Genomic DNA, 17,691 nt, shown 5'->3' on the forward strand with positions numbered 1-17,691 from the left:
CCCATGATCACGCTGCCCACTTCCCGTGTCCCGGACCCAATGACCGCTCCCCCGCTGCGCTGGGGGGTGCTGGGCACCGGCTGGATCGCCGAACGGTTCTTCGACGCCGCGCACACGCACACGCAGCAGCGGCTGACCGCCGTCGGCTCCAGAACCCAGAGCAGGGCCGACGAGTTCGCGGCCCGGTTCCAGGCGCCCTGCGCGCACGACACCTACGAGGCCCTGGTAGCAGACCCTGATGTCGACATCGTCTACGTCGCCACGCCCCACAGCGAGCACCTGGCCAACGCGAAGCTGGCCATCGAGGCAGGCAAGCACGTGCTGGTGGAGAAGGCCTTCACCGAGACCGCAGCCCAGGCCCGCGAGCTCATGGACACAGCCCGCGACGCCGGCGTCGCCGTGATGGAAGCCATGTGGACGCGGTTCATCCCCCACATGGATGTCATCCGCCAGCTGTTGGCCGACGGCGCGCTCGGCGAGATCGAGACCGTCTTCGCCGACCACGGCCAGTGGTTCGCCGACGACCCGGAGTCGCGGCTGTTCGACCCTTCCAAAGCCGGCGGCGCGATGCTCGATCTCGGCGTCTACCCCGTCTCCTTCATGCACTTCGCGCTCGGCTCCCCGGGCCGTGCGCTGTCGCTCGGCACGCGGGCCTTCACCGGCGTCGACCGGCAGATCTCCGCCGTCTTCGACGGCTTCGAGGCTAGCCCGAACGCGAACGCGCTCATCAACACCACATGCAAGGCGCTCACGCCCACCCGCGCCTTCATTGCGGGCACGAAGGCCACCGTCGACGTGCCCACCTTCTTCTACGGCCCGCAGCGGTTCACCCTGCGCACCGTCGACGGCGAGACCCAGCTGAGCGAGCAGCCCACGCTGCTCGAGCACGAGGGGCTGGCCTACGAGGCCGCCCATTTCGCCACCATGGTGGCCGAGGGCCGCGTCGAATCCGAGTGGATGCCGTGGGACGAGTCCCTCGCGGTGATGGACACGATGGAGGCGCTGATCACCTCGCTGCCGCGCGCCTGATGACCTTGACGATCTCCTCGTAGACCAGGACAGCGACGCCTGCGCCCACGGCCACCGCCCAGTGGGCCAGGTCGAGCGACGTGGTGCCGAACGCGTGCTGCAGGAACGGCACCTGCACGACGGCGACCTGCGCCAGAGCGGCCCCGAGCAGCGACACCCACAGCCACGCGTTGGTGAACAGGTGGCTGAAGGCGCTGCCCATGTCGGAGCGGGAGTTCAGCGCGTTGAACAGCTGCATCATCACCAGCGCGGTGAACACCGTGGTGCGGGCGACGGCGAGCTGCTCGTCGGCCGGCGCGAGATGCTCCAATCCGCCGACGAGCCCGCCGGGGAGCGTCAGGTCGTAGATCAGCAGGCTGATCACGCCCATCACCAGGCCGATGCCGATGATGCGGGTCCACATGTGCCGGTCGATGATCCGGTCGTCATAGGCGCGCGGTTTGCGGTCCATCACGTTGTCGATCTCCGGGTCCACACCCATGGCGAGAGCCGGGCCGGAATCCGTGACGAGGTTGATCCACAGGATCTGCGTGGCCAGCAGCGGCACGACGGTGGCGCCGGGGTTGCCCGGATCCGCCAGGCCGATGACCGAACCCAGCACGACGCCGAGGAACACGGTGGCCACCTCGCCCATGTTGGAGCTGAGCAGGTAGCGGATGAACTTCTTGATGTTGTCGAAGATCACGCGGCCCTGCCGCACCGCGGCAACGATGGTGGAGTAGTTGTCGTCGCCGAGGATCATCTCCCCGGCTTCCTTGGTCACCTCGGTGCCGGTGATGCCCATCGCGATGCCGATGTCTGCGGACTTCAGCGCCGGGGCGTCGTTGACGCCGTCGCCGGTCATCGAGACGATCTGCCTGTCTGCCTGCAGCGCGTCGACGATGCGCAGCTTGTGCTCGGGCGAGACCCGGGCGTAGACGTTCGTGCGGCGCACAACCTCGGTGAGCTCCTCGTCGGAGAGGCCCTCCAGCTCCCGCCCGGTGACAGCCCCTCCGGTCCCCGAGTGTTCCCGAGGAACGAGGGAACGTATCGAGGGGTCCCCCTCCGTGATCCCCAGATCCTGCGCGATGCGGGCCGCGGTGACGGGATGGTCGCCGGTGATCATGACGGTCTTGATGCCCGCCCGGTGCGCCTGCGTGATGGCCTCGGCGGCTTCGTCGCGGGGCGGGTCGATGATGCCCACCACGCCCACCCACACGAGATCGCGCTCCGCGCTCTCGTCGAACGTGTCCGGGTCCTCGTCGTCGGCGGGCCGCCAGGCCACACCCAGCGTGCGGTAGCCCTGCTCGCTCAGCTCCACGACGGTGCGGGAGAGCTCGTCGCGGCGCTCGTCGGTGAGCGGGCGCTGGCCGCGGCCCACCTGCTCCTTGACGCAACGCTCCAGCAGCACGTCGGGCGCGCCCTTGGAAAAGACGCGCTTGTGCTCCTCGCGGTGGCCGAGGACCGACATCATCTTGCGCTCGGAATCGAAGGGCGCCTCCGCGTCGCGCTCGAACCAGCCGACGCGCTCGGCCACGCCGTCGAGCTTGTGCTGGGCCACCAGGAACGCGGCCTCGGTGGGATCGCCCTGGATGCTCCAGGTGCCGTCCTCGTCCTGATCGAGCTGCGCGTTGTTGGCGAGCACGCCGGAGGCGAGCAGGCGGCGGGCCTCCGCGGCGGCCTCGTCACCGCCGTCGACCTCCACGTCGCCCTCGGGGGCGTAGCCGGTGCCGCCCAGCTTCACGCGACCGGAGGCGGTGACCACCTCGCGCAGGGTCATTTCATTCCTGGTGAGCGTGCCGGTCTTGTCCGAGCAGATCACGGACACGGAGCCGAGGGTTTCGACGGAGTGGAGGTCCTTCATCACCGCGTTGCGGCGCGCCAGCACCTGCACGCCGATGGCGAGCACCAGGGACAGGATGGCCGGCAGCCCCTCGGGCACGGCGGCCACCGCCAGCGAGACGCCCATCAGCAGGATCTCGACGCCCTCGCTGAGGTTGGAGACGCCGTTGACCAGCGCGACGGCGGCCATCACCACCACGGCGATGATGATCACCAGCAGGCCGAGCATCTTGGAGATGCCGGCGATCTCCTGCTGCAGCGGCGAGGGCTCGTCCTCGGTCTCGTCGAGCAGGGTGGCGATGCGGCCCATCTCGGTGTCCATGCCGGTGCCGGTGACCACCGCGCGGCCCACTCCACGGGCCACGGCGGTGCCCTTGTAGACCATGTTGCGGCGGTCACCGAGCGGAGCCTCCCCGTCGAGGGTCTCGGTGTTCTTCTCCACCGCCTCGGATTCGCCGGTCAGCGAGGCCTCCTGCACCCGCAGGGACGACGATGTGAACAGCCGCGCGTCGGCGCCCACCGCGTCGCCCTCGGAGAGCACCAGGACGTCGCCGGGCACGATGTCGGCGGAGGCCACGTCGGTGAGCTTGCCGTCGCGCAGCACCGTCGCGTGCGTGGCCGTCATGTCGGACAGCGCCGCGACGGCGTCCTCGGCCTTGTTCTCCTGCACGAAGCCGAGCACGGCGTTGGCCACGACGATCAGCGCGATGACGAGGGCGTCGATCGGCACCCCCGTGGCGCCTTCGGCGAACCACGCCACGATCGAGATGACGATGGCGGCCAGCAGGAGGTAGACCAGCGGGTCTGTGAACTGCTGGAGGAACCGCTTCCAGGCGGGGTCCCGGACGGCGCCCCGGAGCTCGTTGGGCCCGTGCTTCTCGAGCCTCTCCCTGGCCTCCTGGGCGCTCAGGCCCTGCTGGGGGTCGACCGAGACCTCTGTTGCCACGTCCTGCGCAGCCCTGGTGTACGCCGGTGCCGACATGCTTTCGCCTCCACGGATGATGTTGTGTCATCCACGCTACGCCTTGCGGGCAAGGCCCGACGTTGGTCCCTGAGCGTCCGCCCGCGAGCTTGCGAGCCAGCGGACGACGAAGGGCGCCCGCAGCCGATCCGACACCTCAACCACTGTGGTCAAGATCACGATCACGCTACGGGCGCCCTTCGTCGTCGGTGGCTTCGTTCCTCGCCCGCGACGCTCAGGGACCAGCTCAGCCGACGAGGCTGCGGATCTCCTCGTCAACCAGGACAAGCACCGCCTCCCGTGCCTCGGCGGGCGACGGCGAGGCGAGCACCGCGTCGAGCATCTCCCGGCACTGCGCCAGGTCGTGGCGCGCCAGCGACGCCTTCACGGCGCCCACGCGGCCCACGGCCATCGACAGCGACGAGATCCCGGCGCCGGCGGCGACCAGAGCGAGCAGCGGGTCGCCGCCCACCTCGCCGCAGATACCGACGGGCTTGTCCCCTGCACCGCGCACCGTCATGACGATCAGTTCCCACAGGGCCGGCTGCCACCCGTTGAGCAGGCCGGCCAGGCGGCCGTCCATCCGGTCGGCAGCGAAGAGGTACTGAGACAGGTCGTTGGTGCCGATCGACGCGAAGTCGCACGCCGACAACACGTCAGATGAGCGCACGGCGGCGGCGGGAACCTCCACCATGGTGCCCGCCTTGGGCAACCCCACCTCACGGCAGCGGGCGGTGAACCACGAGGCCTCCTCCGCCGTCGCCACCATCGGTGCCATCACCCACACGTCGGCGCCGGTTGCTTCGCGGGCGCGGGCGAGTGCAGTGAGCTGATCATCGAGCAGGTCCTCGCGGGCCCGCTGCAACCGGAGTCCGCGCACGCCGAGGGCCGGGTTCTCTTCCTCGCCCAGGTCGGCGAAGGCGAGCGGTTTATCCGCTCCGGCGTCGAGCGTGCGCACCACCACCTTGCGGCGGCCGAACGCCTCGAACACACGCGTGTAGGTGGCGGTCTGCTCCTCCACCGACGGGGCCTCGGCCCGGTCCAGGAACAGGAACTCGGAGCGGAACAGGCCCGACCCCTCGACGTCTGCCAGTGCGGCACGCAATGCGTCGTCGACCGTGCCGATGTTGGCGAGGATCTGCACCGCATGCCCGTCCCTGGTGGCTCCTGGCCCCTGAGCCATGGACTGCAGCGCGAGCCTGCGCTCGTTGCGCTCCATCAGGGCGGCGGCCACCTCGTCGGACGGCTCGAGGACGACCTCACCGGTGGCGCCATCGAGACCGACGGTGGCCGGACGCGACACCATCACACCGGGCGCCTGCACCACGGCGGGGATGCCCAGTTGCGCTGCGAGGATGGCGGTGTGGGAGGTGACTCCCCCGCCCTCGGTGACGATGCCGAGCACCTTCTCCGGGTCGAGCGTGGCGGTGTCCGCCGGGGCCAGGTCGAAGGCGACCAGCACCGACGGCGTGGTCAGCGCCGGCACGCCGGGCGCGGGCAGGCCCATGAGGCGGGCGCCTGCGCGCTGGAACACGTCGCGCAGGTCGTCCTGCCGCTCTGCCATGTAGCCGCCGAGGCCGGCGAGCATCTCGCAGTACTGTTCGACCGCGCGGTACAGGGCGTCGACCGGGCCGTGGCCCTCCGCGATCTGCATGGACGCGGCCGAGAGCAGGCCGGGGTCGCGCGCCATGGTGGCCGTGGCCTCCAGCACCGGCCGGGCGGATTCCGGGGCAGTGGCAACCCGGGCGTCCATGTCCTGAGCCACCGCCTCGAGCGCCTTGGAGACGGAGGCCTCCGCCAGTGCCGGGTCATCGACGCGCTCTCCGGGCGGGGTGATCTTCACCGTCGAGACGACGACGGCGGGTCCCACCGCCGCCCCGGGGCTCACCCCGATGCCCTGGATGCTCATGCGTCCGTGGCGTCGTGGTCGATCTTGAGGAACTCGACGAGCGCGTCGAGGGCAGCATCGGCACCCTCACCCTCGGCGGCCAGGGTGACCACTTCGCCGTGCTTGACGCCCAGCGTCATGATGCCGAGCAGGCTACGCGCGTCGACGGGCGGGCGGCCCTCCTTCTGGAGCGTCACGGACAGGCCGAGCTTGTTCACCTCCTGCACGAACAGGTTGGCGGGGCGGGCGTGCAGCCCGACGGAGGATCCGATGGCAACTTCGCGGCTGGGCATCTCTACTCTCACTTCCAGATCGTGTCGAAGACATCTGCGACCAGTTCGTCGAAGATGCCGAGCTCCCACGCCACGTCGAGCGCGGTGTAGCGGGAGCGGTAGTACATGGCCTTGGGGAACATGGCCCGCACGTCGTCGCGGGTCAGGCCGATGTCCTCAGGCCGGGAGGGGGCGCCGGCGCGGCGCAGCATGTCGCTGAGCTCGGCGGTGGTGACCAGTTGGGCGCGCAGCTTCTCGACGGCGGCGGGCCACTGGTCGATCAGCGGCTGCAGCCGGGCGACGAGATCGTCTCCGGCGGCATACTTCTCGCGGGTCTCACGGGTGGCGTGATCGGCGAGCGCACCGTCGAACCGGCTGCGGATGTCGGCTTCGATCTCATCCCACGGGGCGCGGGCCGCCGCGATGGCGGGGAGATCGAGATCAGCGAGGTCGCGGGCCAGCAGCGCCTCGTAGAAGGCGCACATGGCCAGCGAGCCGATGGCCACCTTGAACCCGTGCGACAGCGGGGGCGTGCGCTCAGCGCCAAGGCCTTCGATCTCCCACAGATGGCTGAAGTAGTGCTCCGCACCCGATGCCGGGCGGGTGCCGCCGTAGGCCTGCATCGCCAGGCCGGACAGGCACAGGCCTTCCACGAGTCCGTCGAAGGCATCGGCATTGCCGGCTGCCAGGTCGTCCGGCCGGGCCAGCGCGGTGCCGACGCCGGACTGGACCATGTCCCACACATCCGCGTCGATGGGCTCGATGCCGGTGTAATCGGCCAGGATCCAGTCGGCGCCGCCGGGGATCTTCGCCACGAGGTCGCCGTAGCCGGAGGCTGTCATCGTGGGTGGGGCGGCGGCCACCACGTCGAGGTCCATGATGACCACGACGGGGGCCTTGCAGTTGCGGGTGGCCTTGACCCCGTTCTCGGTCATGGGAGCGCCCGCGCCCGTGTAGCCGTCCATGGAGGCGGCCGTTCCGACGCAGGCGTAATCGCGGCCCACCTCGAAAGCGGCGAGCTTGACCAGGTCGTTGATGGTGCCGGAGCCGAGCGCGATGGGGCTGGCGCCCCGCTCGCGGATGGCCCGCTCGATGACCACCGCGTTCTCGATGGAGGCGTAGAGCACGGGCTGGCCGGGGAAGATCCGCGGCTCAGCCAGCTCACACCCCGCATCACGCAGCGACTCGGACAGCGCCTCCCCCGCCACCGCCCAGGTGTTCTCGTCGGCGACGATGAGGTGCGGGCCGGCCCCGAGGTGGGCGGCGATCAGCCGCCCACTCTCGGCGAGAACTCCGCGCCCTACGGCCGCAGCCACCGTGTCGGTGGCGCGGGAGAGTGCATCACGCAGAGTGTCACTGGTCACTGCCGAACACCACCTCGGCGCCGAGGGTCAGGGCGGGGGTCTCGGCGACCCCGCCCAGATGGATGGCCCCCGGCATGCGCGGCTCCGCCTCACCGTCGAAGATGAGGGTCACGTGGCCGAGGTCGCGAAGGTTCTTCTCCGCGAGCTCGCCCAGCGCGGTGAGCGTCCAGGCCTGGTTCCCGATCCGCACGGGCATCCCGACGGCGAGGCTGCCGGTGAGCTCGGCGTCATCGATCAGGAAGCAGTACGAGCGCAGCGCCTCCGGCGCCTCCCCTGAGAAGGTGATGGCCATCTTCTCTTCGAGGAAGACGGGGGCGTCGGGGCCGACCTCGACGACGGTGGTGGTGTATCCCATGATCAGTTCCTTTCGGGTTAAGAAGTGGTGGAGTACAGGCCGATGCTGGCCAACCACGCTATGGCAACGCGCGGCACACCGTTGAGGAACCGCGAGTACAGCACTGCGGGCACGCCCACCTGGATGGTTTCGGGCTTGGCCTCGCCGAGGCCCATGCCCACCGGGATGAAGTCACACGCGTTCTGCGTGTTGATGGCGAACAGTGCGGGCAGCGCGAGGTGCGGCGGGATGTTGCCCTTGCCGATCTCCACGCCGATGAGCGTGCCGATGATCTGCGCGATGACGGCGCCAGGGCCGAGCAACGGAGACAGGAACGGCAGCGAGCAGATGAAGCCCAGGATCATCAGGCCCCAGCCGGTGCCGGCCAGCGGGGTGAGCAGGTTGGAGAACCAGGTGCCCAGTCCGGAGGCCTGGATGATGCCGATCAACATCGCGACGAACGCCATGAACGGCAGGATCGTGTTGATCATCATCTGCACGGCGTTGCGGCCGGCCTGGTAGAACACCGAGATGACGCGACCCGCACCCAGGCCGATGGTCTCGAGCAGGTTCTTCTTCCGCTTCTGTGCCATCTGCTCGGTGAGCTTCATGGGCCGCCCGTCCTCGCGGGTGGGGATCGTCGCTCCCGTGCTGGCGGCAGCCTCGGTGGCTCCCACGCCCGTGGTGGCCTCCGCCTCAGAGGCTGCGACGGCCGCGAGCGCGGCATCGTCGGCCGGCTGCACCTGTGCGGCGCCAACTGCCGAGACGTAGATGCCCTCGTGGATGAACTGGGCCAGGGGCCCGGACTTGCCTGTCGGCACCACGTTGACGGTGGGGATGTTCTTCTTCGGGTAGAGGCCGCAACGCAGGGAGCCGCCACAGTCGATGACGGCGACGAAGTGCTCGTCGTCCGGCACGGAGGTGTTGAAACCGTTGACCGGCTCAGCGCCCGTCAGCTCGGCGATCCTGTCGACCACCTCGGGGCGCTGACCGCCGCCGATGATGTAGACGATCTTGTTGCGCTTGGCGTCAGGGGTGAGGGTCAGGGGGCCACCGTAACCGCTGGGGCCGCGGGTGATGGTGATGGAGCGGTACTCAGACATTGGAGTGGACCTCCTTGGGCAGGACGACGCCCTGCTGCTTGGAGACGAACTTCGTGGTGAAGTCCGTCACCCAGCCGCCGATGAAGTTGAGCACGGCGCCCAGCAGGAGGTAGCGGATGGCGAGGTCGCCGGTGGGCAGGCCGAGGGTGATGATGCCCTGGGCGATGCCCATCCAGACGAACAGTTCGCCGGGGTTGTTGTGGGGGAACAGGCCGTTGTTGGTGTGCACCATCTGGGCCACCGACGCGTAGTAGCCCGGCTTGTAGCGCTCGGGGAGGAAACGGCCCAGCGTGAAACACGCGGGGTTCGTCAGGAAGAACGCACCGATCCACGGCAGCAGCAGGTAACGGCTGATGACGTTCTTACCGGCTTTCTGCGCGAACCTGTCGATGCGCTCCTCACCGATGAGGGCGATCAGTGCGTTCATCGCAACAAGCAACATGAGCACCAGCGGGACGATGCCGGACATCCAGGACAGAAACACTTCTGCGCCTGTGCTGAAGAGTCCGACGAACCACTCCGCGGCTCGTACGAGGTATTCCACCTCAGCTCCTTTCTAGGGGGCGGGTTGTGGGGCTGATGCCCCGGTTGGTTGACGTTGGTTGAGCCGCAGGTTTCGACACTGCTCGCAGAGCTCGCAGGCTGAACCAGCGTCGGAAGAGCTCGCAGGCTCAACCAGCGTCGGCAGAGCTCCCAGGCTCAACCAGCGTCAGGCGGGTTGCTTCGCCCGTCGGGTGACGACGATCTTCTGCGCAGGCGCCGCGGGCACAACGGCGGCGGGGCTGGGCAGCGTCTTCTTCTTCGGCTTGATGCCGGGAAGCTTGTCGAGCGCACGTCCGACGGCGGACGGCGGCTCTGCGGGGACCCCACCGTCGACGACCACGCGGTAGTTGTCGCGGGCGTTGGCCACGGCCCTGACCACGGATGTGCCGTAGCGGGTGGCCTCGCGGGGCTCCACCATGGACATGAAGCGCCCGTTGTAGAGGCCGAACTCCTTGAACCTGGCCAACACCGTGATGCCGTTGAGCCGGTGACCCTCGACGACGCGGTCGTCGTCGTCGAGCACGAACATCACGATCGAGCCGGCGACGACACCGCCGCTGAACTTGCCCATCGCGACCCTGCCCTTCTTGCGCAGGCTGACGAACAGCTCAGTGAAGGCCTTGGTCTGTTTGAACGACAGGAACGACTGGGCGACCCAGGCGATCCCGATCGCGGCGATGAAGATCCAGAACATGTCCCGATCACCTCTCTGTGGTGGGGTTCTTCTCGAGGAAGTAGTAGAAGTCTTCGAAGGTGGTCAGCTGGCAGAGTTGGCCGATGAGGTCGCGGCGGGCGCCCAGCCTGAGCACCTCGTCGTAGACCTGGACCAGCACGTCCTCGCTGTGGGTGGAATCGGCGGGCACGCCGAGCAGGACGATGAGCCGCACCCCGTCGTCGTCCGCCTCGCGGGGAATGACGCCGACGGCGAGCATGATGTGCTCCTGGCCCTCCAGGGTTGCGTGGGGGAAACCGACCCAGGGGTCGAGTTGCGTCTGGGCGCGGGCCTCACGCTCGCGGATCCGTTCGCCGAAACCCTTCTCCACCAGGCCGCGGGCCTCGAGGTGGCCGGCCATGAACTCGACGGCATCCTCGTACCCGGTGCCACCGGGAAGCGCGAAGAAGTGCTGTTCGTCGAGGGCGCCGGCGAGCACGGAAGCGCCGCCGGCGTCGACGTTCATGGGGATGCGCAGCTTCAGCCGCTCCAGCTGGCGGGCCAGCGCCTTGCGGTCCAGCACGCGGGTCACGTGCAGGACGGGGGCGGTGGTCTCGAGGTCGGCTTCGCCGGCCACCACCACCAGGTCCGCGCCGCGGAGCGCTTCGGGTGTGGCGTCGGCGCGGGCGAGAAGATCGAACTGCGTGGAGTTCGGCAGCACCTTGGCCAACTGCAGGCGGACGAGTTCCGCGCTGGTGCGGCCCGTGGTGCCGACGATCACCACCCGCAGATACGCAGCTGTGCGCTCACGGGCCTCGAGGAACACCTGGAAGTAGGTGGCGAGGAACCCCAGTTCAGCGTCCTCGACCGGCAGGCCCATGCGCCGCTCGATCACCCGGGAGGCGACGGTGGCCATCTGATAGGCGACGGGGAACTCGCCGCGCACGTCGGCCACGTCGGTGTCGTCCACCCAGATCCGGTAGCGCATCCGGTTGAGCATGTAGGCCAGGTGGCGCGAGAACTCGGCGAGGAAAGCAGTGCCGGTGAGATTGATGTCCATCTCGGCACGCACCGTGGTGAGCACGTCGTCGACCAACTCCTGGGCGTCAGCGGCGGCTGGGCCGCTGAGCCGGGCGGCGACCTCTGCGTCTCCGGGTGCCCGCATCCCCGCGATGGGGAGGGTGAGGAAGATGCGTTCGGCCTCGTCCAGCTCAAGGTTGAAGGCCTCGGCCAGCCTGTCGGCGACGTCGGTGGCCAGCTCGTGCGCGGGAGCCGCGGTGAGGCCTGAGTAGCGGGCGGGGAGGTACTCGATGGGCCGGGCCTGGCGCGTGCGGTCCACGCTCACCGTCGCCCAGCGGGCCAGTTCCAGGGCGTAGACCTTCTCCAGGCCCACCTCCTCAGCCCGCCGCCGCACAATCTGTTCGACGCGTTGCTGCAGGTCGTCGGCCGGGTAGGCCATGGGGAAGTGACGGCGCAGCACGTGCAGGCGTTGCTGCAGTTCGGGGCCCTCGATGGTGAGGCCCACGTTGGGCCGTCCCGCGACGGCGAGGTCGTCGTCGGCGAGGAGTTCCCGGACCCGCACGAGATCGGTCACCACGGTGGTGCGACCCACCGCCATGGCCGCGGCCAGCTCTTCCGTGCGAACGGGGGTGAGGGCACGGAAGAGCCTGGCCACGATGTAGGACGCCCGGACATCAGGGTTGTTGAACGAGATGTCATCGTCGACGGAGGTGCGCACGGCGCGGTAGCGGTGCGGGTCGGCGATCATCAGGCGGTAGCGGCCGTCGGTCAGGGAGATGGAGGCGGAGGTGCCGAGGAGGTCCTGCAGCGTGGCCACTTCGCTGGCGACGGTGCGCCGGCTGATGTCCAGCTCGGCGGCGAGGTCGTCGGCAGGCACGTGGCGCGCTGCCTCCAACAGCGCCAAGATGCGTGCCTGCCTGTTCATGACCTAACTCCTTTGTCGGTGTCGTGTGAATGGGTTGCTGAGTCCCGAGTGCCTCGCGAGTCGCCGGGTGTCACCGCAGTGTGCCTGTGCTCGCGAGGTGTATCGAGGGACGTCAGCTGCCGGAGCCGTCGGTGCCGAAGAAGGCATCCCAGGGGACGTTGACCTGCTGGTCAAGGCCGACCACCTCATAGAGGTGGCGCAGCAGCGGGAACTTCTCGGGCGCGACGACGCCGCGCTCGGTGAGCTTGACCATGGCCTCGCCGATCACCTTGATGGCGGCGGCGCCTTCGAGGGTGACGCCGGGCATCTGGCCGCGGGCCTCGCTGAAGGTCATGCCGCTGCCAACGAGGCGTCCGCACTTGACGTTGCGGCCGCCCATGGAGGTGACGAAGCAGTCCCCGATGCCGGGGAGGCCCAGCGGGGTGGTGGGCTTGCCGCCGAGCAGATCCATGAACTGGATCATCTCGATGGAGGCCTGGCCGAAGAGGGCGGCGCCGTAATTGAAGTTGACGTAGCGGTCTCCGGCGGCCTCGCCCATGGCGTCGAGGATGCCGCTCATGAAGCCGGCGCCGAAGGCGTAGCAGTTCTTGGTGGCGGCGCAGACCTCGACACCCACGAAATCGGTGTTGGTCCACACATGGTAGTAGTCGGTGGCGAAGAGCTCGCGCCACATCTGGAGCACCTCGGCGTTGTCGCCGGTGAACACGACAGATGTGTGGCGGTGCACGGCCACCTCACCGGCGATCGACGGGCCGGCGATGGCGGAGAAGGTGAGCTGGTTGCGGAGGTCCTCGGGGATCTCGCCGGCGAGGACCCGCGGGAGGATGGTGAGGTTGCCCTCCTCATCGGCCTGCATGCCCTTGGCCAGCGCGATGACGTGCATCCCGGGGCGGAGCAACTCGGCCAGTTGCTGTCCGGCCCACTGGACGCCGAACGAGTTGACGCCGCTCATCACGAGATCCACGCCGTCGAACGCGTCCGCGGCCTCCTCGAGCTGGTAGGCGGTGGTGCCCTCCGGCAGCTTCAGGCCCAGGTTGGGGTGGATGCCGGTGGCCTTGATGGAGTCGATGATGTCGCGGTCCAGGTGAGTGCCCACCAGTCGCATCGAGTGCCCGTTATCGGCCAGCGGGGTGGCCAGCGCGCTGGCCATGATGCCGGCCCCGAGAACTGCGATCGTCGCCATGAAGTGCTCCTTTGCGTGTCGCGCTGCTGTGCGCGTGATGTCGATAGTGCGACGCTACGACCAATCCGGCCGCAGATCGAGCCCCATTGATGCGGGGTTCTGCGAAGGGTCTGCAAAGCTCCGGCCTAATCCCGCCCGATGTCGTCCGGGCTGCTGGCAGGGTGGAGGGTAGCCAAACCGGAAGGCCGCCATGATGCTCACCTCCCCCACCCAGTGGTACGACGCCTACGTCTTCGACCTCGACGGCACCATCTATCTGGGTGACGACCTGCTCCCCGGCGCGGCCCGGCTCATCGAGGAACTGCGCGCCAACGGCCGCACCGTGAAGTTCCTGTCCAACAACCCCACCAAGGATCCGCACCAGTACCAGGAGAAGCTGGAGCGCCTCGGCCTGCCCACGCCCCTCGAGGACATCGCCAACACCGTGGTGACCACGACGCGGTGGCTACTGGATCACCATCCGGAGGCCGCGCTGTTCGTCATCGGGGAAGAGCCGCTGCAGCGCGCGCTGCGGGAGGCGGGCTTCAGGCTCACGGAGGATCCGGCGGAGGTGGACATCGTGGTGGCCTCGTACGACCGCACGTTCGACTACCGCAAGCTGCAGATCGCCTTCGACGCCATCTGGTTCCACAAGCGGGCGTTCCTGATCCAGACCAACCCGGACCGGTTCTGCCCCTTCCCCGGTGGCCGCGGCGAACCGGACTGCGCCGCGATCACTGCAGCCATCGAGTCCTGCACCGGGGCGAAGTGCCAGGTGTCGCTGGGCAAACCGTCGGCGCTGATGCTGGAGGCGGCGCTGGGTGGCACGGGCGTGGATCCGAGCCGCGCGCTGATGGTGGGCGACCGGCTGATGACCGACATCCAGATGGCCATCGACACCGGCATGGCCTCAGCGCTGGTGCTCACGGGCGAGTCAACCGTGGACGACGTGCTCGCCCAGCCGGAGGGCAACCGCCCCACCTACATCGTCGAGCGCATCGATCAGCTGCTGCCCGGGAGGCCCTGAGGTCAGCGGAGGAAAAGGGCCCTGAGCCTCTTGGTGGCGACGGTGACCCCGATGAGGATCATCACCGCGAAGTAGCCGAGGTGCGCCCACATCGACGGCTGGATCAGGCCCGTCGTCAACTGGCGGATCATGTCCACCCCGTGCCAGAGCGGCAGGGCCATGATCACCCACTGCACCGCCTCCGGGTAGACGGTGATGGGGAAGAACGTGGCCGAGAGCAGGAACATCGGCAGCATCACGAAGAACACCAGGTCGAGGTGCTGGAACGACGTCATGTAGCTCGTCGCCGCGAGGCCCACGGAGGCGAAACCGCAGGCCACGACCAGCGCCGCGGGGATGGCCAGCAGCGCCGTCCACGAGAGGTTGAGGCCGAGCAGCGTGGTGACCACCATGAACCCGCTGGCGTAGAGGAGCCCGCGGAACAGCGCCATGAAGATCTCGCCGAGCGCCACGTCCATGGGGCCCAGCGACGTCGAGAGCATCTGCTCGTACAACTTGCCGTAGCGCATCCGGAAGAACACGTTGGTGGTGGAGTCGTACAGCGCGCCGTTCATGGCCGAGACCGCCATCAGCGACGGTGCGATGTAGGCCGCGTAGGGCACCTCGCGGCCGTAGAACTCGACGCCACCGATCAGTGCTCCGAGGCCGAGGCCCATGGACAGCAGGTAGAACACCGGCTCGAAGAACCCCGACAGCACGACGAGGTAGTTGTTGCGGGCGATCACCTTCATGCCGCGGGCGACCACCGAGCGGGTGTTGCCGCGGTAGATGCCGCGCAGCGCCCTCGGCACCCGCGCCTGCCGGGCGAGGGAATCTGTGCTCACTGATCCAACCTCCTGCGGAAGTGGCGCACGGACAGCAGCCCGCCGACGACGGCCATGACGGCCAGGAAGCCGACGTGGATCAGGCCCATGCCCACCGTCAGGGGCGCGCCGTAGAGGGCGGTTCGGCCCAGTTCCGCGGCGTGCCACAGCGGCGACACCCAGCCGATGGGTTGCAGGTAGCCGGGCAGCGTCTCCAGCGGGAAGTAGGTGCCGGAGAACAGGGTCAGCGGCACGATGATGAACCGCTCGATGAAGCTCAACTGGCCGCGTTCATCCTTCTGCGTCGAGACCCACGCCATCACGCTGAAGCCCACCGCCACGGCGAGCAGCAGCCCGATGGGCAACAGCAGCAGCACGCCCCACCACCGGCCGATGCCGAACACGAGCAGCGCCACCAGGTAGAACCCGATCATGGGGAGGACGCGCACCATGACCGCAGCCTGGAAGCCGCCCGCCATCTGGCCAGGCGTGATGGGGGTCAACCGCATGGCGTTGAACAGGTTGGTCCACTTGAAGCCGCCGAACACGCCGAAGGTGTTCTCCTGCGAGGCCACCTGCATCGCGCTGGCCAGCACCAGCGCCGGCGCGACGAACGTGAGGTACGGCACGCCCTCGATGCCCTTGCCGTCGTCGACGAGGACCCCCAGCCCGGCGCCGAGGCCCAGGAGGTAGATGAACGGTGACCCGATCCCGGTCAGCAGCAGCGTGGCCAGGTAGGCGCGCATGTGCATCACCCACTGCTCCACCACCGCCCACCAACCCATGCGGGCGACGACGCGGTGGTCTGCCGTGAGCCGGGTGTCGATCACAGGCTTGTCCGTGGTGAGGCTCATTCGATCAGGCTCCTGCCTGTGAGGCGGAGGAACACGTCCTCCAGCGACGACCTGCGCACCAGCGAGGTGACGGGCTCCAGCCCCCGCTCGACGACGGACTGCAGCGCGTGTTCTCCGTTGTCGGCGTAGATCAGCACCCTGTCCGGGAGGAGTTCCTGCCGCTCGCCGATCCCGTCGAGCTGTCCCGCGGCCGCCTGGTTGCGCGCCGAACCGAAGCGGACCTCCAGCACCTCGCGGGTGGAGTACTGCCTGATGAGCTGCTGCGGCGAACCCTCGGCGACGATCCTGCCCTTGTCGATCACGACGAGCCGGTCACACAACTGCTCCGCCTCGTCCATGAAGTGTGTGGTCACCACCAGCGTGACGCCCTCCTCCTTCAGCCGGAAGAGACGGTCCCAGAGCACGTGGCGGGCCTGCGGGTCCAGGCCGGTGGTGGGCTCGTCGAGCAGCATCACCTTGGGGTTGTTGATCAGGCCGCGGGCGATGGTGAGGCGGCGCTTCATGCCGCCGGAGAGCCCGTCGACCCTTGCGGTGCGCTTCTCGCGGAGCTGCGCGAAGTCGAGGAGCTCCTCGGCCCGTGCCCTGACGTAGGCGCGAGGCAGCCCGAAATAGCGGCCGTAGACGTAGAGGTTGTCGATGACGCGCAGTTCCTCGTCGAGGAGGTCACCTTGGGGCACGATGCCCAACTGCGCGCGGATCTCCGGGCCGTGCCGGTTGGTGTCCAGGCCCAGCACGCTGAGTTCGCCGTCGGAGCGGGTGGATGTGGCCGCGATCATGCGCATGGTGGTGGACTTGCCGGCGCCGTTGGGCCCGAGGAACCCGAACGACTCACCGGGCGCGATGTCGAAGTCGATACCGTCCACGGCCGTGAAACTGCCGTAGCGCTTCGTCAGCCCGCGGGCGGAGATCACTGGAGTAGGCACCCCAGAAACCTACAACCTGCCCCGGACAAACCGCATCAGTCGGGCGGATCGGCGAAGGCTTTGGCCAGGGTGATCATCCGGCCGCGGAAGTCGTCGGAGGCCGGCGCGTACCCGGCCGCCCAGACGGCGTTGAGCACGAGCCGGACGAAGGTCCAGGCGTAGGCGCGGTCGAGGTCGAGCCCCGCGGCATCGGCCACGACGTCGGCGCGCAGCCGCACATGGGCCCGCAGGTTGTGCGCGCGGGCCGCCACGTCGGCGCGGTTCCACACCACCGGGGCCACGGCATAGGCCCACTCCCCGACGACGGGCTTGGGGTCGATCGCGAGCCAGTCGCCGCGTGCCGGGTCCAGGGGCGCGAGCACGTTGGCGTCGTGGAGGTCCTCGTGCACCAGCCGGCCGGGGAGGGGGGCGGCGAGGAGGTCGTCGAGCGTGCTGAGTGCCTGCTCCGCGAGGCGTCGGGGAAGGGCGCGGTCGGCCTCGGCCAGCTGGCCGCGCCACCGTCTGGCCTTGTCGGCGACCCTCGGGAACTGCGGCGAACCCTCGCGGTCGAGGCTGCGGAAGAGTCCTCCGATGGTCTCGCAGGAATCCAGGACGGAGGCTGAGGTGAGCGGACGGGAGGCGTCGAGGCGTTCCAGCAGCAGCGCGTCGGCCGCCGGGTTGGCGGCGATGAGCCGGACGGCGCCGTGGCCGGCCCAGAGCCGCAGGGCCAGGTGCTCGAGATCGGCCTCGTGGTGCGGCCAGCCCACCTTCACGACGGCGGGCTGCCCGTCGTGGAGCACCGGCAGCACCAGCGCGTTCTCGCCGTGCCACGGGTCGCCGTCGGGCGTGAGGTCCCAGCGGGCCAGGTGCTCGTCGATCAGCTTGGGGAGCCGGGCCAGCCAGGTGTCGCCGTCGACGGGGCGCGCACCGAGCACGTCGGCCGGGCGACCGGCGACCAGTGCGCGGAACGGAGCTGGGATCACGGACCCCACGCTAGTGGGGATGCGAAAGGGGCGGGCCGCCGGAGCGGC

Annotated in this window: 16 protein-coding genes; 2 read left to right on the plus strand and 14 right to left on the minus strand. The window is 69.0% G+C overall.

The window, feature by feature from the left end:
• Window positions 1-3: 3 nt before the first annotated feature.
• Window positions 4-1,029 carry a Gfo/Idh/MocA family protein gene (locus tag ACX1DX_RS08115; RefSeq protein ID WP_459396195.1) on the plus strand — a complete coding sequence of 342 codons (1,026 nt, stop codon included), beginning with the start codon at window positions 4-6 and terminating at the stop codon, window positions 1,027-1,029.
• Here ACX1DX_RS08115 and ACX1DX_RS08120 read toward each other — a convergent pair.
• From ACX1DX_RS08120 to ACX1DX_RS08165, 10 genes are all read right to left on the minus strand, one after another.
• Window positions 1,007-3,832, minus strand: a complete 2,826-nt coding sequence (locus ACX1DX_RS08120) for a cation-translocating P-type ATPase (protein ID WP_459396196.1) — start codon at window positions 3,830-3,832, stop codon at window positions 1,007-1,009. The two genes, ACX1DX_RS08115 and ACX1DX_RS08120, sit on opposite strands and share 23 nt — an antisense overlap.
• 226 nt (window positions 3,833-4,058) lie before the next feature.
• Window positions 4,059-5,720 carry a phosphoenolpyruvate--protein phosphotransferase gene (locus ACX1DX_RS08125; RefSeq protein WP_459396197.1) on the minus strand — a complete coding sequence of 554 codons (1,662 nt, stop codon included), beginning with the start codon at window positions 5,718-5,720 and terminating at the stop codon, window positions 4,059-4,061.
• Complete coding sequence (locus tag ACX1DX_RS08130) at window positions 5,717-5,992, minus strand: HPr family phosphocarrier protein (RefSeq protein ID WP_459398195.1); 276 nt, start codon at window positions 5,990-5,992, stop codon at window positions 5,717-5,719. The genes ACX1DX_RS08125 and ACX1DX_RS08130 overlap by 4 nt, the downstream gene beginning before the upstream one ends.
• Before the next feature lie 8 nt (window positions 5,993-6,000).
• Window positions 6,001-7,335 carry a sn-glycerol-1-phosphate dehydrogenase gene (locus ACX1DX_RS08135; protein WP_459396198.1) on the minus strand — a complete coding sequence of 445 codons (1,335 nt, stop codon included), beginning with the start codon at window positions 7,333-7,335 and terminating at the stop codon, window positions 6,001-6,003.
• Window positions 7,325-7,690 (minus strand): PTS glucitol/sorbitol transporter subunit IIA, encoded by a 366-nt coding sequence (locus ACX1DX_RS08140; RefSeq protein ID WP_459396199.1) that lies wholly within the window; start codon window positions 7,688-7,690, stop codon window positions 7,325-7,327. Before ACX1DX_RS08140 ends, ACX1DX_RS08135 begins: the two co-directional genes overlap by 11 nt.
• Window positions 7,691-7,707: 17 nt before the next feature.
• Window positions 7,708-8,772 (minus strand): PTS glucitol/sorbitol transporter subunit IIB, encoded by a 1,065-nt coding sequence (gene srlE / locus ACX1DX_RS08145; protein WP_459396200.1) that lies wholly within the window; start codon window positions 8,770-8,772, stop codon window positions 7,708-7,710.
• Window positions 8,765-9,316 carry a PTS glucitol/sorbitol transporter subunit IIC gene (srlA, locus tag ACX1DX_RS08150; RefSeq protein ID WP_459396201.1) on the minus strand — a complete coding sequence of 184 codons (552 nt, stop codon included), beginning with the start codon at window positions 9,314-9,316 and terminating at the stop codon, window positions 8,765-8,767. The genes srlE and srlA overlap by 8 nt, the downstream gene beginning before the upstream one ends.
• Window positions 9,317-9,481: 165 nt before the next feature.
• Window positions 9,482-10,009, minus strand: coding sequence for a transcriptional regulator GutM (locus tag ACX1DX_RS08155; protein ID WP_459396202.1), 528 nt, complete (start codon window positions 10,007-10,009; stop codon window positions 9,482-9,484).
• Between the two features lie 7 nt (window positions 10,010-10,016).
• Window positions 10,017-11,912, minus strand: a complete 1,896-nt coding sequence (locus ACX1DX_RS08160) for a BglG family transcription antiterminator (RefSeq protein ID WP_459396203.1) — start codon at window positions 11,910-11,912, stop codon at window positions 10,017-10,019.
• 112 nt (window positions 11,913-12,024) lie between these two features.
• A complete protein-coding gene (locus tag ACX1DX_RS08165; RefSeq protein ID WP_459396204.1) occupies window positions 12,025-13,095 on the minus strand; it encodes an NAD(P)H-dependent glycerol-3-phosphate dehydrogenase in 1,071 nt (356 codons plus the stop codon).
• Between the two features lie 190 nt (window positions 13,096-13,285).
• Between ACX1DX_RS08165 and ACX1DX_RS08170 the strand changes: the two genes are divergently transcribed.
• Entirely contained in the window at window positions 13,286-14,101 is an 816-nt protein-coding gene (locus ACX1DX_RS08170) for an HAD-IIA family hydrolase (RefSeq protein ID WP_459396205.1), read from the plus strand.
• Window positions 14,102-14,103: 2 nt separating this feature from the next.
• On the opposite strand, the gene ACX1DX_RS08175 is transcribed toward ACX1DX_RS08170, so the two are convergent.
• Genes ACX1DX_RS08175 through ACX1DX_RS08190 form a run of 4 tightly spaced genes read right to left on the minus strand, consistent with a single transcriptional unit; the run spans window position 14,104 to window position 17,643 of the window.
• The gene (locus ACX1DX_RS08175; protein ID WP_459396206.1) at window positions 14,104-14,925 is read right to left on the minus strand and encodes an ABC transporter permease; all 822 of its coding nucleotides are present in this window, start codon (window positions 14,923-14,925) and stop codon (window positions 14,104-14,106) included.
• Complete coding sequence (locus tag ACX1DX_RS08180; RefSeq protein WP_182764059.1) at window positions 14,922-15,758, minus strand: ABC transporter permease; 837 nt, start codon at window positions 15,756-15,758, stop codon at window positions 14,922-14,924. The genes ACX1DX_RS08175 and ACX1DX_RS08180 overlap by 4 nt, the downstream gene beginning before the upstream one ends.
• The gene (locus ACX1DX_RS08185; RefSeq protein ID WP_076062922.1) at window positions 15,755-16,681 is read right to left on the minus strand and encodes an ABC transporter ATP-binding protein; all 927 of its coding nucleotides are present in this window, start codon (window positions 16,679-16,681) and stop codon (window positions 15,755-15,757) included. Before ACX1DX_RS08185 ends, ACX1DX_RS08180 begins: the two co-directional genes overlap by 4 nt.
• 35 nt (window positions 16,682-16,716) lie before the next feature.
• On the minus strand, window positions 16,717-17,643 hold the full coding sequence (locus ACX1DX_RS08190; protein ID WP_459396207.1) for an aminoglycoside phosphotransferase family protein: 927 nt from the start codon (window positions 17,641-17,643) through the stop codon (window positions 16,717-16,719).
• Window positions 17,644-17,691 lie beyond the last annotated feature (48 nt).

This window comes from Tessaracoccus zhenghani, assembly GCF_054552775.1.